Source organism: Sulfitobacter sabulilitoris, from assembly GCF_005887615.1.
Lineage (GTDB): Bacteria > Pseudomonadota > Alphaproteobacteria > Rhodobacterales > Rhodobacteraceae > Sulfitobacter_E > Sulfitobacter_E sabulilitoris.
Genome location: NZ_VANS01000001.1, coordinates 950,883 through 971,738, shown reverse-complemented (window position 1 = coordinate 971,738; position 20,856 = coordinate 950,883). Strand labels below are relative to the sequence as shown.

The window sequence follows — 20,856 nt, the reverse complement described above, 5'->3', positions numbered from 1 at the left end:
ACCCTCTGCGCGCGCGCTGTCTGTGGTTCAGTTGCGCACTTCTCTACGCGGCGGACGGCACTGGGGCAAGGGGGGCGCCGGGATTACCCGGCAAAGCCCTTCAGCCGTTCAAAGAGCGTGCCGATGCCATCCCGGTCGAGGTTGGCAAAGGCGATGCGCAGCTGACCGCGCCCGCTGGGATCGTCAGGGGGGCAGAACATCGTGCCCGGCAGGCAGAGAACGCCCGCCTCGCGCACCAGCCGCGGGGCCAGATCAGCCGAGCTGAGCGAGAAGGGATGCGCCAGATAGGCGAAATAGGCGCCGACGCCCAGCAGGCGCCAGCCTCGCTCCGCCAGATCGGGAAACCCCGCTTCGATCGCGGCGCGGCGCGACAGGATCTCGTCACGTTCGCCGGCCAGCCACTGCTTGAGGTTGCGCATCCCCCAAAGCGCCGCGTGTTGGCCCAGCTGGGCCGGGCAGATCGCAACGGTATCGAGGAATTTCTCCACCTCGGCCAGGCGGTCCTGAGCGCAGACAATGGCGCCGACGCGGTGGCCGGTCAGGCGATAGGCCTTGGAAAACGAATACAGGTGGATCAGCGTGTCGTGCCATTGCGGATCGGTGAACAGGTCGTGCGGCGCACCCGATTGCGCGTGGAAATCTCGGTATGTCTCATCCAGGATCAGCGCGATGCCGCGGCTGCGGGCCAGTTCCATAAAGGCGCGCAGCAACGCGGGCGGATACTCCACCCCCGCCGGGTTGTTGGGCGAGACCAGCGCGATCGCCCGCGTGCGCGGCGTGATCAGCGCCGCGGCCTGATCGGCGTCCGGGCGCATGTCGGCGCCGGTGGTCAGCGGCACGGCGGACACGCCCGACATGTCCAGCCACATCTTGTGGTTGAAGTACCACGGGGTCGGAACGATGACCTCGTCACCCTCTGCGCACAGCGTGGCAATCGCGGCGGCAAAGGCCTGATTGCAGCCCGATGTGATACCCACCTGATCCGGCCTGATGGCGCCGCCATAGCCGTCGCTCCACTGGTCGGCCAGTTCCGCGCGCAGCTCCGGCAGGCCCAGCACGGGGCCGTAGAGATGCGCGTCATCGCGGGTCAGCGCCACCTCGGCCATCACCTGCCGCAGCGCATGCGGCGGCGGGTCGACCGGCGCGGCCTGGCTCACGTTGATCAGCGGACGCTCGGGCGCAAAGCTGACCCCGTCGAGCCAGCGGCGCGCCTCCATCACGGGCGGGGCAAAGGTGGCGGCGGTGCGGGGTGGGGGCATGTCGAAACCTCGTCTGTGGGCGCGGCGGAAAGGGCGGGAGCCTCCGGCGGGGATATTTAAGAACAAAAGAAGCAGGGGGCTTATCCCTTCTCTTGTTCCTAAATATCCCCGCCGGAGGCTGGAAAGTTCTTGCGGCGCGAGGTCAATCGCGGCCGCGATACGGTTCCACGTATTGCAGGGCCATGTCCCACGGAAAGAAGATCCAGGTGTCCTGGCTCACTTCGGTGATGAAGGTATCGACTTGCGGGCGGCCCTTGGGCTTGGCGTAGACCGTGGCGAAATGCGCCGATGGATACAGCATGCGCACCACTTCGAGGGTCTTGCCGCTGTCCACCAGATCGTCGACGATCAGGATGCCGGTGCCATCGCCCATCAATTCAGGATCCGGCGCCTTGAGGACCTTCGCTTCGGATTGTTCCTGGTGGTCGTAGGATTTGATCGAGATCGTGTCGACGGTGCGGATGTCGAGTTCACGCGCGACGATCATCGCGGGCGCCATGCCGCCCCGCGTGATGGCGACCACCGCGCGCCATGCGCCATCGTCGGGCCCATGCCCGTCCAGCCGCCAGGCCAGCGCGCGGCTGTCGCGGTGGATCTGATCCCAGCTGATGTGAAAGCCTTTTTCATGGGGCAGGCGGGAAGGGTCTTTGGCCGGGGGCGTCGCAGTCATGGCAGTGTCCTTTGCAGCAGCAGTTTCAGACCGAGACCTGCCAGCAGCAGGGCGGCGATCCGGTCGATGAAGGGTTTCGCGCGAAGGTAGCGCGCCCGCGCCGGGGCGCTGGACAGCGCGGTGGCGAACAGTGTGTAGAAGGCCAGTTCAAGTACCAGGTGGTTGGCGGTGATGAACGCAATTTCGCCGGCGCCCAGGCCCCGGGGAAAGACCACCACGATCACCGCGGCGGCAAAGAGCATGGATTTGGGATTGCCGAGGTTCACCAGCAGCCCGCGCAGAAAGGCGCGCCCGCGTGGCGTCGGCGCCTCGCCCAGCGGGCTGCGCGCGCCGCGCCACAGGCGCAGCGCGAGATAGAGGAGATAGAGCGCGCCGCCGGTCTTGAGCGCACCGTAGAGCCATGGGAAAAGCGCGAACACGGCGTCGAGCCCCAAAAGCGCCGCCAGTGTCCAGCCGGAGGCCATGAGCGCCAGACCGGCCCCCGTGGCCATGCCCGCCGCGCGCCCCGAGGCGACCGTCGTGCGCACCGCGACCAGCAAGGCGGCCCCCGGACTTGCGATGGCGGCCATCAGGACGAGGTTGAAGGCCATGAGATGCTCTTGCGTCATGCGGGCTCTGACCTTTCGCGGCGCGGCATGCCCGGGCTCAGTCCTTGCTCATGTCGGGTGCATCGACCGCCTTCATGCCGACCACGTGATAGCCCGCATCGACATGCAGGTTCTCGCCGGTCGTGCCGGAGCCCAGATCGCTGAGCAGGAACAGGGCGGCCTTGCCAACGTCTTCGGTGGTCACATTGCGGCGCAGGGGCGAATTATACTCGTTCCACTTCATGATGTAGCGGAAATCGCCGATGCCGGAGGCCGCAAGCGTCTTGATCGGGCCGGCGCTGATCGCGTTGACGCGGATACCGTCCTTGCCCAGGTCTTCCGCCAGGTATTTCACGCTCGCCTCCAGCGCGGCCTTGGCGACGCCCATCACGTTATAGTGCGGCATCACCTTTTCCGCGCCGTAATAGGTCAGCGTCAGGCACGATCCGCCGGGGTTCATCATCTTCTCGGCACGCTGGACCACGGCGGTGAAGGAATAGACCGAAATGTCCATCGACATGGTGAAATTGGCGCGGCTGGTATCGACGTAGCGGCCGCGCAGTTCGTTCTTGTCCGAAAAGCCAATGGCGTGGACGATGAAATCCAGGCTGCCCCAGGCGTCCTTGAGGCTGGCGAAGAGCGCGTCCATCGACGCCTCGTCGCCCACGTCACAGGGCAGGACCAGCGTGCTGCCCAGGTGCGCGGCCAATGGGTCCACGCGCTTTTTCAGCGCGTCGCCCTGATAGGAGAACGCCAGTTCCGCGCCGGCGTCGGCGCAGGCGCGCGCAATTCCCCAGGCGATGGATTTGTCATTGGCCAAGCCCATGATCAGGCCGCGTTTTCCAGCCAGTAGATCGTTTCCCATCCGTGTCCCTCGCGCGTTGTGACGGTCTAATTGTTTTTTGTCGTCAAGCGTGACCTTTAGGCGATTGCGCGCAGCCCATCAAGAGACGAGCGCCGTGAACACTCATGCCGCGCATGACGCGCGCGCCACTCGCCCGCCGCCCCGCGCGACCAAATGCCCCGCAATGCCGTCCCGAGGTTTGGCTTGTGGCGCGCGCGCGGTTGGAGTAGCGACGAAACCGGCAGCATGGGGCAGAACCGATGACCGACAGGACAGACCATTTCGCAGGCGATGACCCGTTCGAGATCGCGCGCCGCTGGCTGTGCGAAGCGGAACGGACCGAGATCAACGATCCCAACGCGATCGCGCTGTCGACGGTGGATGCAAGCGGCCTGCCCAATGCGCGGATGGTGTTGCTCAAGGGGATCGAGGACGATGCCTTTGTCTTCTATACCAATTACGAAAGCGCCAAGGCGGCGGAATTGGACAGCGCCGGCAAGGCGGCCTTCGTGATGCACTGGAAATCGCTGCGCCGCCAACTGCGCGTTCGCGGTCTCGTCGACCGGGAGGACGGGGCCGAAGCCGATGCCTATTTCGCCTCGCGGTCGCTGAAAAGCAGGCTGGGCGCCTGGGCATCGCGGCAGTCGCGCCCGTTGCGCAGTCGCGCCGCGCTGATGGCCGAGGTGGCCAAGGTCACCGCGACCCACGGCGCAAACCCCAAGCGCCCGCCGTTCTGGGGCGGCTACCGGATTGTGCCGGTCGAGATCGAATTCTGGGCGGACGGAGCCTATCGGTTGCACGACAGGTTCGTCTGGCGGCGCGAGGCACCAGGGTCGGACTGGAGCGTGACACGACTGAATCCGTGAGGTCGAACGTCTGTTTTTTGGTAACGTCAAGTTGAATTTCTTGTCACAAGCGCCCATTTTTCAACGATAAACTGCTCATCAATCCAATTATGTGATATGATAAGCAAATTGACTGCTGCAAATTCACCATCAGAACGGAAAGGCGAGGCGTGACCGAAGCCGATAACATAACATCTCGTGTGTCCGGGATCGTGAAATGGTTCGATCCGGTCAAGGGTTTTGGTTTCGTCGTCGCGGACGTCGGCGGCCCCGACATTCTGCTGCATGTCAATGTGTTGCGCAATTACGGGCAGAGTTCGGTCGCGGATGGCGCGCATATTGATCTGGCCGTGCAGACGACGGATCGCGGTGTGCAGGCGACCGAGGTCTTGTCGATCCGCCCGCCCGAGACGCCGCAGGGCGCCGCGCTTGAGGATTTCGCGACGATGGACGCTTCTGTGGTGGCCAGTGCCCCGCTCGAGCCCGCGCGCGTGAAATGGTTCGACAAGGGCAAGGGTTTCGGGTTTGCCAACGTGTTCGGGCGGTCGGCCGACGTGTTCTTGCATGTCGAGGTGCTGCGCCGGTCCGGGCTGTCCGATCTGCAACCGGGCGAGGCGCTGGCGCTGCGGGTCGTCGATGGCAAGCGTGGCAAGATGGCTGCCGAGGTGTTTGCCTGGGAAGCGGCCTTGCACAAGGAAGACGCGGAATGATCCTTCGGATGCTGCTGGGCCTGGTGTTAGCGGCCATGGGCGGTGCTGCGCTGGCCGCCGGGCAGGCGTGCCGCGAGGAGACGGTATATCTGCGCGGCGACTGGGGGCAGGCACGCTTCTCGGTGGAGATCGCCGATGACGATGCCGAACGGGCGCGCGGTCTGATGCATCGCAGCGTATTGCCGACATCGGCAGGCATGCTGTTTGTCTACCCGCGTCCGCAACTGTTGTCGTTCTGGATGCGCAATACGCTCATCCCTCTCGATATGCTGTTCATCGATGCCACGGGCACGGTACAGCGGATACATCACATGGCTACACCGCTCGACGAGACCCCGATCGTGGGCGGGCCCGATCTGATCGCGGTGCTCGAGATCAACGGCGGACTGGCCAGGCGCATGGGCATCACCGCAGGCACGCAGCTTCGGCACCCGGCTTTTTCGGATAGGCTGGCCGCCTGGCCCTGTTAGGGCTTTTCAATCCGCAATGCGCCGTCTAAAGAGGCGCAAGTCGGAGCGTGGCGCAGCCTGGTAGCGCACCTGTTTTGGGTACAGGGGGTCGGAGGTTCGAATCCTCTCGCTCCGACCATTTTCATCTTTTCGGTCGAACGCAGACGGGTCGCGACGGCGCGGCCTGCCGCGTGCCCCGCTCCCCTCAGAACAGATCCGACACCGGTGCGCCCCGGCCCAGCCCCAGATCGGCGCGCAGGGCGGTGCGGGCGCGCGACAAGCGCGACATGACCGTTCCGGGCGGCACCCCGGTGGCGCGGGCCAGGGCGGCGGGGCTGGTTTCTCCGGCGGCGACGCAATGCATCAGGCGCGCTTGATCGCGCGGCAGCCGGTCGATGGCGGCGGCCAGGTCGGCGCAGGCCATGCGCACGGGGGCATCGGGCGCGCAGGTTGCGTCATCCTCGCCCAGTTCCTCCATCTGGCGGGCCTGCCGCCAGCGCTGCCGGGCAAGGTTGTGCAGAACGGTCATCGCATAGCGGTCCAGCGCCTCGATCCGCTGGCCGCGGCGGGTGATCTGCCACAGTTTGATCAAAGCATCCTGCGCCAGATCGTCGGCGTCGGCGGATGAAGACGTCAGGCGGGCGGCACGGGCCCGGATCCGCGGGATCAGGCGCAGCAGCGGGTCGGGAATGTCGGGACACAGGTGCATCGGTGCAGGCTCCTCATGGCTGGTGGCCCTGATCCTGCGCCAAAGCGGCGGGCTGAAAAAGACGGGGCTTTTCCGCCTATTGGCTGATCCGGGGCTTTTTGGGCGGGCCGTTGCCCATGCCACTGGCGGCAATCGGCGGGGTTTGGCGGGTCCGACCCTTCCGGGCCCCGCGCAGGGACGCAAACCGCTCCCGATGCATCTGTCTGTGTGAGGGCCGGGGCAAATCCCGGCTCCGTATCACCAACCTGAACAAGGAAAACCACATGACCAAGCTGACAACATTCGCCCTTCTTCTCAGTGCCGCCGCCACAACCGCCTTTGCCATGGGCGAAGGGGCCGCCGAGATGGATACCAATGGCGACGGCGTGCTGACCATCGACGAGGTGCAGGCCACCTATCCCGAGGTCACGCCCGAGAGCTTTTCGAGCATGGATCTGAACGCCGACGGCGCGCTGGACGAGGAAGAGATCGCCGCCGCGCAGGACGCAGGCACGATGCCCACGCCGACCGAAGGCTAAGGCAGACCCACAAGCCGCCCCGGCCACGCGTCAGCCCGCTCCGAACGAGGCTGGCGCGCCGGGGCGCGCAGGATGGTGCCCGGCGTCGCCCAAGCGTCGGGCACCATTTTGCGCAGCACGCCTATCGCGGCAGATGGATGACGAAGCGCTCGCGCAGCGCCTTGTCCAACGCAGGATCGAAGGCCGCCGCGCTGCGCCGGCTCAGGATCTCTGCCTTGCGGGCAGTCGCCTTGGCCAGAAGGTCGGGTTTGCCCAGTTCGCTCCATTCCTTGGGCGACGTGCGGTCGCCCAGCCGGGGATAGACGTGATCCGTCTCCATCCGGCCCAGCGTCTGTTCGGTGCCCAGATAGTGCCCCGGACCGCCCATGCAGACCGCGCGCATCTGATCGAGCGCCAGCGTCTCCTCCGTCACCTCGATCCCGCGCACGCAGCGCAGCGCCTGGCCGATCAGGTCGTCGCCGAGGATGAGGGATTCGTGGCAAAAGCCCAGCAGGGATGCATGCATGCCCGCGGCTTCGTAGACCATATTGAGCCCCGAGAGCCCGGCCGTCACGTTCGAGCACATCTGCTCCCATCCGGCCTGCATGTCGGGCAGCTTGGAATCGGCTATGCCGGCGGCGGCGCCGCCCGGCAGGTCGTAATACTTGTGCATCTGCGCGCAGCCCGCGGTCAGCAACGCCTGTTCGCCGGATCCGCCGGTCATCGCCCCCGACCGCAGGTCCAGTCCGAAGGGCCATGTTCCGAAGATCGCAGGATGGCCGGGTTGCACCGCGTTGACATAGACCAGCCCCGCCAGGCATTCGGCCAGCGCCTGCACGATCGCGCCCGCCACGGTGGAGGGCGCGGTGGCCCCGGCCATGCCCGCCGACAACAAGAGCACCGGGATGCCGTGGCGGATGCATTCCTCCATCACCAGGCAGGATTCGGTGGCGAATTTCATCGGCGGCACGACAAAGCAGTTGGAATTGCTGATGAAGGGCCGCGCGCGCCATTTGTCCTCTCCGCCCGCGATCATGTGCAGCATCTCGGCCGCCTGCGCCACATAGGACGGATCGGTAAAGGAAACACCGACGTGTTTGGTGGTGCCCGAACAGCAGGCGTAGATCGTGTTCAGGTCCATCTCGAGGTTGTCGGAAATATCGCGGCAGACCATCGGACGCTGCAGAAAGTGGATGTTGTCGAGCGTATCGGCGATGCGGGCCGCATCGTGCAGGTCCTGCACCCCGCATTCGCGGTAGGTGCGGCCATCGACCTCGACCAGATGCACGGCGGCCCCGGCGGTGCCGTAATGCACGCGTGCGCCCGACAATTCCATGTCATGCGCCGGATCGCGGCCCATCAGGGTGATGGACCGGTTGGCGCGCGCGATCGTGTCCTCGATCAGGGTGCGGGGAAAGCGCAGGCGACCGTCGGTGCCAAGGCTCGCGCCGGCCCCCGTCAGGTAGGCCACGCCGGAGGGCGGCGCGTCGGCAAGCCCGATCTGTTCCAGCGCGTCCAGCACCGCGGCGTGGATCCTGTCCATTCCGTCGGCGGTCAGCGGTCTGTAGGCGCCCCCGGTCAATCCGGCCCGCACGGGGCGCATGTGATCGGGCAGGGGGGCGGCCCGGGCGGCACGGCGCGCGGCGCGGCCACCGCTGCGGATCTTGGTCTGGTCTGTCATGATGTGGGTCCGTCGATGAATGGCTAGGGCAAAAGGCAAAATTCTGACTTGCGCGATTGCGGCCTGCCACGGGCCGCACGCCCCCTGTCCGCCCCGATGGTGCGGGTCACCAATGCGATCTTGGACGAAACAGCCTGCATAAACGGTCCCATGCGTTTTTTCCACGCTGTCCCGTCGCCGGAGGCCTGTCTTGCCTGTTTGCGACCGATGTCGCTTTTGAAAGAACGCTGCGCTATTGCAACAGTCAGCGGCATTTTGCCGATCGACTGGCCGATCGCGGCAAATGGTAGCCATGTGGCGGGAGTTTATGGAATTATGTCAGCGCGATTCCGCCGCAGGTCGGCAGAGTTTGGCTTATTGACGCCTCGGATGACGAATATCAATTGAACCAAATGCCACCGAGAGTAGTTAGGCAATTATGCACGTGCGGCATTCCCCGCGCAAACTGCTAACTTTGAGGATTAAAACATGAAAAAGACATGGACATACGCAGCAGCCGCTGCAGTCGCAGCAACAACGTCGGTCCCGGCATTCGCGGGCACATTGGCCGAGCCAATCGTGGACGCACCGCCCCCGGCACCCGTCGTGGTGCAGAACGTCGGCGGCGAGTGGGGCGGCTTTTACGGCGGTCTGCAGCTTGGCTATGCGGACGTCAGCGGCGATGACGCCCTGGACGGCGTCGAGGGTGACAACGGCACATACGGTCTGCACCTTGGTTACAACTACGACTTCGGTCAGTGGGTTGTTGGCGGCGAACTCGACTACGACAAGCTGGACGTCGATCTGGAAGCCGGCGGCGCGCCCATCGGTCAGACCGTGGATGATGTGACCCGCCTCAAGCTGAAGGCCGGCTACGACCTTGGCCGCTCGATGGTCTATGCGACGGCAGGTGCCGCACGCGTCAATACCACCGTCGGTGACGACACGGGCGCCTTCCTCGGTCTGGGCTATTCTTACCAGTTGACCGACCAGTTCGTGATGACCGGCGAATACCTGCACCACGAATTCAGCGACCTGGGTGACAACGCCGGCTTCGACGCCGATGCAGACACCTTCACCGTGCGCGCGTCTTTCCGCTTCTAAGACGTCACGTTACGCAAAATTCAAAGGGCGCGGAGAAATCCGCGCCCTTTTTCATGCGATGCATCATCTGCGCCGGTCAGCCGGTCAGCCGGTCAGCGGGTCAGGCCGCTTTGGCGTGTCTCTGGGCGAATTCGATGACCGTCCGCAGGGCCGACTGGAACGCGGTATCCTCGATGGTCATGGCAACACGGATATGGCCCGCCGCCGCCTGGCCAAAGCTTTCTCCCGGCATAACGGCAATGTGGTGCGCATCGAGCAAGGCATTGGCGAACCCATCGCCGCTCAGCCCGGTCGCGCGGATATCCAGCATCAAATACATCGCCCCCTGTGCGGGCACGAGCCGCACGGCGTTCTGCCCCGCCAGCAGCCTGCGCGCCAGCGCGCGACGGCGCCGGAAGGGCGCGGCGATCTCCTCTTCGAAGGCGGGACCGCGCGCAAGCGCGTCGCGGCTGGCATCCTGGATGAAACCGGGCACGCCGTAGGTGGTATGGGTCGCAAGATTGATCAGGTGCGCGACGACCTCCGCCGGACCGACGATCCAGCCGCAGCGCGACCCGGTCATGGCGTGGCTTTTCGACATGGATCCGACCACCAGCGTCCGCTCGGCCATGCCGGGCAGGGCGCGCGGGCTGATGTGTTCGCCCTCCCAGACTTGGGTGTCATAGACCTCGTCCGAGATCAGCCAGAGGTCGTGATCGGCGCAGACCCGCGCGATTCCCTCCAGCGTGGCGCGCGAATAGACGACACCGGTGGGATTGTTGGGTGAATTGATCAGCAGCGACCGCGCGCCGGGTGCGTGTTCCGCGATATCGCCGGCGCGGGGCTGAAAGGCATCCTCGGCCCGGGTCCGCACCGCGCGGGGCAGCGCGCTGACCCCCCGGATCGTGCCGGGATAGGTGGCATAATACGGATCGAGGTAGAGCGCGGTATCGCCCGGATCGCAGACGGCGGCGTGGGCCGCGAACAGCGCCGCCTGTCCGCCCGGTGTGATCATCACGTTGTCGCGTGTCGTGGGCACGCCGGTCCGCGCCGCGATCCGCCGGGCCACCGTGTCGCGCAACGCGGCGGTGCCCGGAACCGAGGCATAGCCGGTGTGACCGCCCATGGCGCTGGCGTGCATGTCCTGCAGAATCGGCGCGGCGGTGCGGATGTCGTGTTCGCCGATTGTCAGCTCGGTCACGGCCGTGCCCGCAGCGATCATCGCGCGGGCGCGGTTGAACACATCCCAGCCGTCCGATCCGCCACCGGTCAGGGTCGTGATACGTTTGGACAGATGCATGGCGCGGTCTCCTTTCCGGGTCAGGCGCGCAGGGGCGCAGAGCGGCCGCGATTCGTCAATCATGCTTGACCTCGGCCCGCGGCTGAGGGCAAAGTCGCGGCCATGACGTACACGCCCCTCATTTGCTGCTGCATTCCCTGCTGATCCACCCCAGCGGGCCGGTCCTTTGCGTCGTTTCCATTCTGACCTGAGATTGCTATGCCCGCGCCAGACCCTTCGCGCGAGGACGCCTATCCATGACGACGCCCCAGATCACGCTGTACAACACCCGCACCCGCCGGAAGGAGGCGTTCGCGCCGATCGATCCGGGAAACGTGCGCATGTATGTCTGCGGGCCCACGGTCTATGACCGGGCGCATCTGGGCAACGCCCGGCCCGTGATCGTGTTCGATGTGCTCTACCGCCTGCTGCGGCAGACCTACGGGGCGGATCACGTGACCTATGTGCGCAACTTCACGGATGTGGACGACAAGATCAACGCGCGCGCCGCCGCCAGCGGGCGTGACATTGCCGACATCACCGCCGAGACGACGCAGTGGTTTCTGGACGATATGGCCGCCGTCGGCGCGCTTGAGCCCACGCACATGCCGCGCGCGACGCAGTATATCCCGCAGATGGTGGCGATGATCGAGGATCTGATCGCAAAGGGCCACGCCTACGAGGCCGAGGGCCATGTGCTCTTTGCGGTCGAGAGTTATGCCGATTACGGCAGGCTGTCGGGCCGGTCCATCGACGACATGATCGCGGGCGCGCGGGTCGAGGTCGCGCCCTACAAGCGCAACCCGATGGATTTCGTGCTGTGGAAGCCATCGGACGCGGATACGCCCGGTTGGGACAGCCCTTGGGGACGGGGGCGGCCCGGCTGGCATATCGAATGTTCGGCCATGGCCCATGAGCTCTTGGGCGCGGAATTCGACATTCACGGCGGCGGCAACGACCTGATGTTTCCACACCACGAAAACGAGATCGCGCAAAGCTGCTGTGCGCATCCGGGCGCGGGGTTTGCCAACGTCTGGATGCACAACGAGATGTTGCAGGTCGAGGGCAAGAAGATGTCGAAGTCGCTGGGCAACTTCTTTACCGTGCGCGATCTTCTGGACCAGGGCGTGCCGGGCGAGGTGATCCGCTTTGTGATGCTGTCGACGCATTACCGCAAACCGATGGATTGGACCGAACGAAAGCGGGCGGAGGCGGAGCGCACGCTGCGCAAGTGGTATGAAATTGCTGAACATGCTTCAGATACGCAGCTACCTGACAGCATTATTGCTCTTTTGTCGGAAGACCTTAACACTTCTGGTGTCTTAACCGAGCTGCATGGCTTCGCATCGAAAGCAGAGACCAATGCGCTTCGAAGCGGCCTCAAGTTTCTTGGGCTGATGGGCGAAAGTATTCCGGACTGGGCCTTGTCGAGAACGGTAAACAGTGGCTCGCTGGCAATTGGTATTGATCCGATTGTCGCCAGTAAGATCGATGCATGGGCGGAGCGGAGGGCCGAAGCGAAGAGGAAAAAGGATTTCGCAGAGGCGGACAGGATCCGTGATGTCTTTTCAAAGGCCGGAATTTTGATTGTCGATACGAAAGACGGCTCAACCTGGCAATTGGGAGATGCTGTCGATCTTGAAAAACTGGACGCCCTGAAATGATCGCCCCTCATCGCACACAGGGCAGCACCCACGAGATCGGTCGGGACTGTCCGGGGCAAGTCCGGGCCTTGGGTCCGTGCCGCGCGGTGTCGCAGTCATCGTCGGATCAACCCGCGTTGCGGAGGGCCGCCCGTGACTGACCGCCTGTACCTTTATGACACCACGCTGCGCGACGGGCAGCAGACGCAGGGCGTGCAGTTCTCCACCGCCGAGAAACAGGCCATCGCCACTGCGCTCGACGCGCTGGGCGTCGACTATATCGAAGGCGGCTGGCCCGGCGCCAACCCGACCGACAGCGCGTTCTTCGATGCCGCGCCTGACACCCGCGCCACGATCACCGCCTTTGGCATGACGAAACGCGCCGGACTGTCGGCGGAGAACGACGACGTTCTGGCGGCGGTGCTGAACGCGGGCACGCGGGCCGTCTGCCTGGTGGGCAAGACGCATGATTTCCACGTCGCGACCGCCCTTGGCATCGGGCTGGCAGAGAATACCGACAACATCGCCCGTTCCGTCGCGCATGTCGTGGCCCAGGGGCGCGAGGCCCTGTTCGACGCCGAGCACTTCTTTGACGGTTACCGCGCCAACCCGGACTACGCGCTTGAGGCGGTCAAGGCCGCCTATGCGGCGGGCGCGCGCTGGATCGTGCTGTGCGACACCAACGGCGGCACCATGCCCGCCGAAGTGGGGCGGATCACGGCCGAGGTCATCGCGGCGGGCATCCCCGGCGACCGCATCGGCATCCACACCCACAACGACACCGAAAACGCTGTGGCCTGCACGCTGGCCGCCGTCGATGCCGGCGCGCGTCAGGTGCAGGGCACGCTCAACGGTCTGGGCGAGCGGTGCGGCAACGCCAACCTGACCGCGCTGATCCCGATCCTGCTGCTGAAAGAGCCCTATGCCGGCACGCTCACCACTGGGATCAGCCGCGACGCCCTGCGCGGCCTGACCCGGATCAGCAGGATGCTGGACGAGATCCTGAACCGGGTGCCGATGAAACAGGCAGCCTTTGTCGGGGCGTCGGCCTTTGCGCACAAGGCCGGGCTGCACGCCAGCGCCATCGCCAAGGACCCCACCACCTACGAGCATATCGACCCTGCGTCGGTGGGCAACGCGCGGATCATCCCGATGTCCAACCAGGCGGGGCAGTCGAACCTGCGCGAGCGGTTGGAGCGCGCGGGCCTGACCGTCGATCCCAAGGACCCGACGCTGGGCGTGATCCTTGAACGGATCAAGGCGCGCGAGGCCGAAGGCTACGCCTATGACACCGCGCAGGCCAGCTTCGAGCTTTTGGCGCGCGAGGCGCTGGGGCAGTTGCCGACGTTTTTCGAGGTGAAGCGCTACCGCGTGACCGTCGAGCGGCGCAAGAACAAATACAACAGGATGGTCAGCCTGTCCGAGGCCGTCGTGGTGGTGAAGGTCGATGGCGAGAAGAAGCTGTCGGTAAGCGAGAGCATGGACGAGACCGGCAGTGATCGTGGCCCCGTCAACGCGCTGAGCAAGGCTCTGGCCAAGGATCTGGGCCGCTATCAGGCGGTGATCGACGACATGCGGCTGGTCGATTTCAAGGTCCGCATCACGCAGGGCGGGACCGAGGCCGTGACGCGCGTCATCATCGATTCAGAAGACGGCGAGGGGCGCCGCTGGTCCACCGTCGGCGTCAGCGCCAATATCGTGGATGCGTCGTTCGAGGCGCTGCTCGACGCGATCCGCTGGAAACTGGTGCGCGACGGAGCGTCCGCCTGATGCAGTTCGACGACGATCTGATCGCTTGTGCGGCCATGGTCGAAAAGGCGGATCCGCCCCGGTTCCGCAGTGTCATGGCCGCGCCCGTCGCCGCGCGTGCGGTGCTGTTTCCGCTCTATGCCTTCAACATCGAGGCGGCGCGCGCGCCCTGGGTCACGCAGGAGCCGATGATCGCCGAGATGCGCCTGCAATGGTGGCGCGATGTCTGCGAGGAAATCACGGCCGGTGGCCCGGTGCGCCGCCACGAGGTTGCGACCCCGCTGGCCCGCGCGATCACCGGCGCGCAAGCTCAGGTGCTGGATACGCTGGTGGCGGCAAGGCGTTGGGATATCTACAAAGATGCCTTCGAGGACCAGGCCCATTTCGACCGCTACATCGACGAGACCGCAGGCGGCCTGATGTGGGTCGCGGCCGGCGCGTTGGGCCCCGCCGAAGAACGCGTGGTGCGCGACGCGGGCTATGGTGCGGGCGTGGCGAACTGGCTTCTGGCCGTTCCCGAGCTTGAGGCGCGCGGCCGCGTTCCGCTGGTCGATGGCACAACCGAGGGCGTGAGATCGCTGGCGCGCGCCGCGCTGGACCGTCTGACCCGTGCGCGGGGCAACCGTGCTGCCGTGTCCAGGTCCGCCCGGCCCGCGCTGCTGGCTGTCGGTCATGCGGATGCCGTGCTCAGGGCCGCGATCGCCGATCCGCGCCGCGTGGCGTCGGGCGCCCTGCCGCAGCCCTCCGCGGGTGGCCCCGGCCTTGCGTGGTCGGCGCTGACGGGTCGGTGGTAGGCTTGGCCCGAAGCGGACTTGCGACCTGAATCGGGTCGAGGGATCGCGGCGGGTCAGGCCTCCTGGATGCCGCGCGGGCGCAAGACCAGCCAGATCAACGCGCCCCCCGCCAGAACGAGGAAGGGCACCATCGCGATATTGACCGCGGCCCAACCCGCCTGCGCGCTGCCGCCAGAGCAGTTCATCAACCCGCCCGAGGCGAGCGAGGCCAGCGTGACCCCGCCGAACACCAGCAAATCGTTCAAACCCTGCATCCGGCCCCGCTCGTGCGGAGCATGCGCACCCGCCAGCATCGTCGTCGCGCCGATGAAGCCGAAATTCCAGCCCAGCCCCAGCAGGATCAGCGCCACGAAGAAATGCCCCAGATCGACACCGCTGAGCGCCACCGCGCCCGCGCCCGCGAGGATCAGCAGCCCCAGCCCCATGATCCGCTCCACTCCAAAGCGCGCGATCAGGTGCCCGGTAAAGAACGACGGCGCGAACATCGCCAGCACGTGCCCGGTGACCACGTCCGCCGCGTTCGCCTTGTCATAGCCGCAGCCGACCACGGCCAGCGGCGTCGATGTCATCACGAGGTTCATCAGCGCGTAGGAGACCATGCCGCAGATCACCGCGACGGCGATGCGCGGGGTGGTCAAAAGCTCCCACCGGGTGCGGCCGCGGGGCGCGTCATGGGCGGGCACCGGCGGTTTCGGAATGTCGATGAAGAAAAACAGCAGCGACCCGATCAGGTTGACGCCGATCACCGCGAGATAGGTGCCAAGGAAGGGTACCACGTAGGCGTCGCTGGTCAGCTTGACGACCTGCGGGCCGATGATGGCCGACACCAGCCCGCCGGCCATGACATAGGAAATCGCCTTGGGGCGGTAGTCTTCCGACGCGGTATCGGCGGCGGCAAAGCGGTAGAAGCCTTGCGCCGACATGTAGATGCCGGTCAGGAAGCTCCCCGCGAGGAACATCGGAAAGGACGCGAGGTAAAGCCCGTAGGCCCCGATCGCGCCGCCAAGCGCGCCACCCATCGTGCCCACCAGGAACCCGGTGCGACGGCCATAGCGCTGCATGATCGCCGAGATCGGCGTCGCCGACAGCATCGACCCCAGGACGATCAGCGAAATCGGCAGCGTGGCGAAGCAGACGTTGGTGGCCAGCGATTGCCCCGCCAGCCCTCCGATGACGAAAATCATCGGCATCTGCGATCCCAGAATGGCCTGCGCCAGTACCAGAACCATTACGTTGCGCTTGGCGCGGCTATCGTCATGCATGTCCATGACGTGGGGGTAAGGCGCGGCGCGCGCAGGGGCAAGACCCATGATTGTATCCACACATTTTTTGATCCCGGCGATCGCGCCCTTGCGCACCGGACGATGCGCATTAAGGTCGCGATGATGAATGTGAAACACAGACTTCTTGTCATGGCGGGTGCGCGCGAAGCGCATGAAATCTCGGAAAGCCTGTCGGCCAAGGGGCTCGACGTGGTCGCGACCCTGCCCGAACCCGAGCGCGGCATGAGCCCGTTGCGGGTGCCCGATTATCCCGGCGATTTCGGCGATGAAGCTGCTGTCCTCGCGTTTCTCAAGGGGCAGGGGATCACACGCGTCATCGACGCAAGCCACGCATTTGACGCGGCGCTGAGCGGTCGTGCGGCGCAGGTCTGTGCGGATCACGGCATTCCCTATGCCCGCGTGCTGCGCCCGGCCTGGCAGCCCGGGGCGGACGACCAGTGGACAGCCGCGGACGATGTGGCCGAGGCCGCCCGCAGGGTGCCCGCGGGCGCGCGCGTCTTTTCCAACACCGGGCGCGGATCGGTTGCACAATACGCCGATTTCGCCGGTGCGGTGGTATTCCTGCGCCGCGTCGATCCGGGGGGCGATGCGCCGCCCTACGCCTTCATGCGCTATGTCGCGGGCACGCCGCCCTTCGTGCAGGCCGACGAAGAGGCGCTGTTTCGCGAACTGCGGATCGACACGCTGATCTGTCGCAACGTCGGCGGCGCGGCCAGCCGGGCCAAGGTGGACGCGGCGCGCGCGCTGGGCATCGATGTGCTGATGATCCAACGGCCCGCCCCGCCGCGGGGGGCGCCCTGTTTCGCGACGGCCCGCGATGCCATCGCCTGGGCCACCGAATGACCCCGGGCCGGATTATCGAAACCGAAGCCGACCTGCGCGAAGGCACCGCCTGGCTGGTCCGGCACGAGCCCCGCTTTGCCCATGCACTGCAAGCCACCGGGCCCTGGCCGCTGCGGCGTGGGCCCGACGGCTTTGCGGCGCTGCTGGCCAAGATCGTCAGCCAGCAGGTCAGCACCGCCGCCGCCGCCGCGATCTGGACCCGGATCGAGGGCGCGGGCATGACCACGCCGCAGGCCGTCGCGGCCGCCGGCACCGACGACCTGCGCGCTCTTGGCCTCAGCCGGTCCAAGGCGCGCTACGCGCATGCGCTGGCCGCGGCGGGGATCGACTATCCGGCACTGCGTCACGCCCCCGACGGCGAGGTTGTCGCCACGCTGACCAAGGTGCCCGGCATCGGTGTCTGGACGGCCGAGGTCTATGCCATGTTCGCGCTTGGGCGCGCGGATGTCTTTGCGCCCGGCGATCTGGCCCTGCGAGAGGCCGCGCGCGTGCTCTTCGATCTGCCCGCGCGCCCCGGCGAAGGCGCGCTGCGCGCGATGGCCGAAGACTGGTCGCCGTGGCGGTCGGTTGCGGCGCGGGCGCTCTTTTCGTACTACCGCGTGACCAAGAACAGGGAAGGTATCTTATGACACGGGTTTTGAACGCCGAACGGCGCGAGGCTGAATCGGGCGAGACACGGTCGGTCGTCGTCTTCCTGCATGGCTACGGGGCCAACGGGGCCGACCTTCTGGGGTTGGCCGATCCCTTGAGCGAACATTTGCCCGACACCCTGTTCGTGGCCCCCGACGCGCCCGAGGCCTGCGCCGGCGCGCCCTTCGGGTTCCAGTGGTTCCCGATCCCGTGGATCGACAATTCCTCCGAGGAGGAGGCCGAGCGCGGGTTGATGCAGGCCGCCGACGACCTGAACGCGTTTCTCGATGCACTGATGGTGGACGAGGACGTGCTGCCCGAACAGGTTGTGCTGTTCGGCTTTTCACAGGGAACGATGATGGCGCTGCACGTCGCGCCCCGGCGCGAGGATGCCGTGGCGGGCGTGGTGGCGTTTTCGGGCCGCCTGTTGTCGCCCGAAACGCTGGCCGACGACGCGGTCGTGCGCCCGCCGGTGCTGCTGGTGCACGGCGATGCCGACGACGTGGTGCCGCCACAGTCCCTGCCGCAGGCCGCCCAGGCCCTGCAGGAGGCGGGCTGGCAGGATGTGTTCGCGCATATCATGAAAGGCACCGGTCACGGGATCGCCCCCGATGGCCTGTCGGTCGCTCTGGCGTTCATGCGCGACAAGTTGGGGCTGTAGCCTGGCCGCCACCTGGGGTTGATTATCCTTTGATTAGCATGACGTAGCCCGTGGTTCGTGTAGAATTTCGGCAGTGTCATACCGGAGGATTTATAGATGTACCTTGGAAAAAGCATGGCCGCCCTGCGCCTGACGACAGCCTTTGTTCTGGCCCTGTCGGTCTGTCCCGCAGCGGGCTGGGCCGACAGGGAAATCCGTCTGAAACGGTCCGTGAACCCCGAAACGATCCGCGACATCTATCGTGGCAACACCTGGACCTGGGGCCGGGGTGGGGCCTATTGGGGATTGCACGGAAACGTGGTGGCCGCCACGGACGAGGGGCTCGCGGATGGCGTGTGGTACGTCACCGACGATGCATCGCTGTGTTTTTGGGCGGATTGGATGTCACCCGGCGCGGAGGGCGCCGTGACGACGCCCGTCAAGACGTGCTGGCAACACGCCCGCGCGGAGAACGGGCAGATCTGGCAATTCGATCCCAAGGACGAACGCTGGTATCGGCTTGACCAAAGCCAGATCGTGGAGGGCAACAGGGTCATGCGCCTCTATCGCCGCAAGCAGGCCGAGATGGGTCTGCCCCGGGTCGGCAGCTAAGACCGGGCGCGACCGCGCGTTGCGGACAGGTTGGCTGTCTTTCGATCGCTGCATCATGTGCTTATATACCCTGCGACAAGTCGTCGTGCGCAAAGGCTTGCCAGAGCGAAACCACGAGATATAGTCCAATCATCCCTGACCGGTCCAGATGGTGGGCCTCGGGGGCATGTTCGGCTCGGGTGGGCAGAGGGTGACCGCAGACATGGACGGCGATTTCAGAACGGATTTCACACGCAACCCCGGCAGCTTGCGGCACAGGCCCGCGCTGGTGCTCAACGCGGATTACCGGCCCTTGTCCTATTATCCGCTGTCGCTGTGGCCCTGGCAGGAGGCGGTCAAGGCCAAGTGGCTCGACCGGGTGGACATCGTCGCGGAATACGACGAGGTCGTCAGGTCGCCCAGTACCGAGATCAGGATCCCGTCGGTCGTTGTCCTCAAAGACTATGTAAAACCTCAAAAGCGCGTGGCCTTCACGCGCTTTAATTTATTTCTGAGGGACGAATTCCGCTGTCAGTATTGCGGCAGCCGGGGCGATCTGACGTTCGACCATGTGGTGCCGCGCGCCAGTGGCGGGGTGACAAGCTGGCAGAACGTGGTTGCGGCCTGCAGCCCGTGCAACCTGCGCAAGGGGGCCAAGCCGCTGCACCGCACGGGGATGAACCTGCGCAAGCCGCCGCGCCAGCCGGGGGCGGAGGAGTTGCGCAACATGGGCCGCAAGTTCCCGCCGGGGCACCTGCACGAAAGCTGGATGGATTTCTTGTACTGGGATGCCGAATTGGAGGCGTGAGCGCCTGTCAGTTCACGAGCCGCCATTTCGGCAAGCGCATCAGCGCGGTCGTGCGCGCGCGGCCGGTTATGACCTCGAATTCGCCGCCATGAAGCTCGATCAGCCTGCGCGTCAACGGCAGACCCAGACCAAGCCCGCCGCTCGTGCCGCGTTTCGACAGGTCGCCGCCGACGGTAAAGGGCTTGTAAAGCTCTGCCAGTTCAACGCTGTCTTCCAGGTTGCCATCGTCCGAGATCGCGATCTCGACGTTGCCGTCCTTGTCGTAGGTTAAGGCGATGTCGATGGTCTGCCCGCCGTGAAGCACCGCGTTCAGCAGCAGCGAGGTGATGCAGATCTTGATGTGCTCGCGGTCGAGGACAAGCTGCTGGGGCACGGTGCAAACCGGTGCGGTCAGGGTTTTTCCGGCCTCTGTGAGGGCGGCGGTGTGATCGAGATGCAGATCGGCGATCAGCGCGCCAAGGTCGGTGGCGTCTTCGTTGAGCTTCAACTCGCCGGTGCGCGTATCGCTGAATTTCAGGATCGAGGCGATCAGCTTGGACAGGTGTTCGCTTGCCTTGGCGGAACTGCTGGCCAGCTTCTTGTCGAGCGGATCCTGAAGCCGCGCATCCAGCAGCCTGAGCGCCCCGTGCACGATGGTCAGCGGCGTGCGCAACTCATGGCCCACCAGCGTGAGGAACGTATCCTGACACGATGCATCCACCGCGCTTGCGGGCTTGGCAGGCGCTTTTTCAAGGGCGGCGACAACGGTGCGGCCCAGCTCCTCGAGCGTGGCGAGGTCCTTGGCAGATGGCATGTCGTGCGGGGCCAGATCCAGCACGCACAGGCTGCCGAACCGGAACCCGGAGGACAGGATCAGCGGCACGCCGGCATAGAAACGCGCCTGCGGTCCGCCTTCGGCAACCATCGGGTGTTCCATGAATTTCGGATCCTTGCTCAGGTCGGGGACGACCATGGGCGTGCCCGCCATGATCGTATGCGTGCAGAACGAGTTGTTCTTGGGCATTTCGCCCAAGTCGATCCCGACGACCGATTTGTACCATTGGGTGTTTTCCTCGACCACGCTGATATGTGCGATCGGGCAGTCGAGCAGCGTCGCGGCAGCGGTGCAGATGGTATCGAACAGAACGTCGTTGTCGCGCGTCAACCCGGGGACCTGTTGAACCGCCATCACGCGCGCGTCTTCGTTGAAGGGGACCGGGTATGTTCGCATGGGGGGCTTCCTTTTCTGCCTGCCGGACGTGTTGCTCTTGTCCGTTAACGTTCAGATAGTGAGCAATCTAGGC

Annotated in this window: 22 protein-coding genes and 1 tRNA gene; 14 read left to right on the top strand and 9 right to left on the bottom strand. The window is 65.6% G+C overall.

Annotated features, from left to right (window positions below):
• Positions 1–83: 83 nt before the first annotated feature.
• From FDT80_RS04605 to fabI, 4 genes are all read right to left on the bottom strand, one after another.
• Positions 84–1,259, bottom strand: coding sequence for an aminotransferase (locus FDT80_RS04605; protein WP_138661036.1), 1,176 nt, complete (start codon positions 1,257–1,259; stop codon positions 84–86).
• Positions 1,260–1,401: 142 nt separating this feature from the next.
• Positions 1,402–1,929, bottom strand: coding sequence for a xanthine phosphoribosyltransferase (gpt, locus tag FDT80_RS04600; protein ID WP_138661035.1), 528 nt, complete (start codon positions 1,927–1,929; stop codon positions 1,402–1,404).
• The gene (locus tag FDT80_RS04595; RefSeq protein ID WP_138661034.1) at positions 1,926–2,537 is read right to left on the bottom strand and encodes a LysE family translocator; all 612 of its coding nucleotides are present in this window, start codon (positions 2,535–2,537) and stop codon (positions 1,926–1,928) included. Before FDT80_RS04595 ends, gpt begins: the two co-directional genes overlap by 4 nt.
• Positions 2,538–2,574: 37 nt before the next feature.
• Entirely contained in the window at positions 2,575–3,381 is an 807-nt protein-coding gene (gene fabI, locus FDT80_RS04590) for an enoyl-ACP reductase FabI (RefSeq protein WP_138661033.1), read from the bottom strand.
• Positions 3,382–3,620: 239 nt separating this feature from the next.
• Between fabI and pdxH the strand changes: the two genes are divergently transcribed.
• The 4 genes from pdxH (at position 3,621) to FDT80_RS04570 (ending at position 5,503) form a co-directional block, all read left to right on the top strand.
• Entirely contained in the window at positions 3,621–4,226 is a 606-nt protein-coding gene (gene pdxH, locus FDT80_RS04585) for a pyridoxamine 5'-phosphate oxidase (RefSeq protein ID WP_138661032.1), read from the top strand.
• Positions 4,227–4,375: 149 nt separating this feature from the next.
• Positions 4,376–4,915: a cold-shock protein gene (locus FDT80_RS04580; protein WP_138661031.1), complete on the top strand. Its 540-nt coding sequence runs from the start codon at positions 4,376–4,378 to the stop codon at positions 4,913–4,915.
• Positions 4,912–5,385, top strand: coding sequence for a DUF192 domain-containing protein (locus FDT80_RS04575; RefSeq protein ID WP_246039860.1), 474 nt, complete (start codon positions 4,912–4,914; stop codon positions 5,383–5,385). The genes FDT80_RS04580 and FDT80_RS04575 overlap by 4 nt, the downstream gene beginning before the upstream one ends.
• Positions 5,386–5,426: 41 nt before the next feature.
• Positions 5,427–5,503 (top strand) — tRNA-Pro (locus FDT80_RS04570).
• Positions 5,504–5,569: 66 nt separating this feature from the next.
• Here the strand turns inward: FDT80_RS04570 and FDT80_RS04565 are convergent.
• Positions 5,570–6,073, bottom strand: a complete 504-nt coding sequence (locus tag FDT80_RS04565) for an RNA polymerase sigma factor (RefSeq protein WP_138661030.1) — start codon at positions 6,071–6,073, stop codon at positions 5,570–5,572.
• A 263-nt stretch (positions 6,074–6,336) separates the two neighbouring features.
• Between FDT80_RS04565 and FDT80_RS04560 the strand changes: the two genes are divergently transcribed.
• Complete coding sequence (locus tag FDT80_RS04560) at positions 6,337–6,591, top strand: EF-hand domain-containing protein (protein ID WP_138661029.1); 255 nt, start codon at positions 6,337–6,339, stop codon at positions 6,589–6,591.
• A 121-nt stretch (positions 6,592–6,712) separates the two neighbouring features.
• On the opposite strand, the gene FDT80_RS04555 is transcribed toward FDT80_RS04560, so the two are convergent.
• Positions 6,713–8,251, bottom strand: a complete 1,539-nt coding sequence (locus FDT80_RS04555; RefSeq protein ID WP_138661028.1) for a trimethylamine methyltransferase family protein — start codon at positions 8,249–8,251, stop codon at positions 6,713–6,715.
• 468 nt (positions 8,252–8,719) lie between these two features.
• Between FDT80_RS04555 and FDT80_RS04545 the strand changes: the two genes are divergently transcribed.
• On the top strand, positions 8,720–9,334 hold the full coding sequence (locus tag FDT80_RS04545) for an outer membrane protein (protein WP_138661026.1): 615 nt from the start codon (positions 8,720–8,722) through the stop codon (positions 9,332–9,334).
• A 100-nt stretch (positions 9,335–9,434) separates the two neighbouring features.
• Here FDT80_RS04545 and FDT80_RS04540 read toward each other — a convergent pair whose 3' ends face one another.
• Positions 9,435–10,613: a pyridoxal phosphate-dependent aminotransferase gene (locus FDT80_RS04540; protein WP_138661025.1), complete on the bottom strand. Its 1,179-nt coding sequence runs from the start codon at positions 10,611–10,613 to the stop codon at positions 9,435–9,437.
• Positions 10,614–10,849: 236 nt separating this feature from the next.
• Here FDT80_RS04540 and cysS point away from each other — a divergent pair, with 236 nt between their 5' ends.
• The 3 genes from cysS to FDT80_RS04525 all read left to right on the top strand — a co-directional run bounded on the left by cysS (position 10,850) and on the right by FDT80_RS04525 (position 14,778).
• Positions 10,850–12,256 carry a cysteine--tRNA ligase gene (gene cysS / locus FDT80_RS04535; RefSeq protein WP_138661024.1) on the top strand — a complete coding sequence of 469 codons (1,407 nt, stop codon included), beginning with the start codon at positions 10,850–10,852 and terminating at the stop codon, positions 12,254–12,256.
• 132 nt (positions 12,257–12,388) lie between these two features.
• Positions 12,389–14,005 carry a citramalate synthase gene (gene cimA, locus FDT80_RS04530; RefSeq protein ID WP_138661023.1) on the top strand — a complete coding sequence of 539 codons (1,617 nt, stop codon included), beginning with the start codon at positions 12,389–12,391 and terminating at the stop codon, positions 14,003–14,005.
• Entirely contained in the window at positions 14,005–14,778 is a 774-nt protein-coding gene (locus tag FDT80_RS04525; protein WP_138661022.1) for a squalene/phytoene synthase family protein, read from the top strand. The genes cimA and FDT80_RS04525 overlap by 1 nt, the downstream gene beginning before the upstream one ends.
• Positions 14,779–14,831: 53 nt before the next feature.
• Here the strand turns inward: FDT80_RS04525 and FDT80_RS04520 are convergent, their stop codons facing one another.
• Positions 14,832–16,040 carry an MFS transporter gene (locus tag FDT80_RS04520; protein WP_138661021.1) on the bottom strand — a complete coding sequence of 403 codons (1,209 nt, stop codon included), beginning with the start codon at positions 16,038–16,040 and terminating at the stop codon, positions 14,832–14,834.
• Positions 16,041–16,169: 129 nt separating this feature from the next.
• Here FDT80_RS04520 and FDT80_RS04515 point away from each other — a divergent pair, with 129 nt between their 5' ends.
• From FDT80_RS04515 to FDT80_RS04495, 5 genes are all read left to right on the top strand, one after another.
• Positions 16,170–16,904, top strand: coding sequence for a precorrin-6A/cobalt-precorrin-6A reductase (locus FDT80_RS04515; RefSeq protein ID WP_170311785.1), 735 nt, complete (start codon positions 16,170–16,172; stop codon positions 16,902–16,904).
• A complete protein-coding gene (locus FDT80_RS04510) occupies positions 16,901–17,533 on the top strand; it encodes a DNA-3-methyladenine glycosylase family protein (protein ID WP_138661019.1) in 633 nt (210 codons plus the stop codon). Before FDT80_RS04515 ends, FDT80_RS04510 begins: the two co-directional genes overlap by 4 nt.
• Complete coding sequence (locus FDT80_RS04505; RefSeq protein ID WP_138661018.1) at positions 17,530–18,195, top strand: alpha/beta hydrolase; 666 nt, start codon at positions 17,530–17,532, stop codon at positions 18,193–18,195. The genes FDT80_RS04510 and FDT80_RS04505 overlap by 4 nt, the downstream gene beginning before the upstream one ends.
• A 96-nt stretch (positions 18,196–18,291) precedes the next feature.
• Positions 18,292–18,786 carry a DUF995 domain-containing protein gene (locus FDT80_RS04500; protein WP_138661017.1) on the top strand — a complete coding sequence of 165 codons (495 nt, stop codon included), beginning with the start codon at positions 18,292–18,294 and terminating at the stop codon, positions 18,784–18,786.
• A gap of 202 nt (positions 18,787–18,988) precedes the next feature.
• Positions 18,989–19,573, top strand: coding sequence for an HNH endonuclease (locus FDT80_RS04495; RefSeq protein ID WP_138661016.1), 585 nt, complete (start codon positions 18,989–18,991; stop codon positions 19,571–19,573).
• Positions 19,574–19,580: 7 nt separating this feature from the next.
• On the opposite strand, the gene FDT80_RS04490 is transcribed toward FDT80_RS04495, so the two are convergent.
• Positions 19,581–20,783: a GAF domain-containing sensor histidine kinase gene (locus FDT80_RS04490; protein ID WP_138661015.1), complete on the bottom strand. Its 1,203-nt coding sequence runs from the start codon at positions 20,781–20,783 to the stop codon at positions 19,581–19,583.
• Positions 20,784–20,856 lie beyond the last annotated feature (73 nt).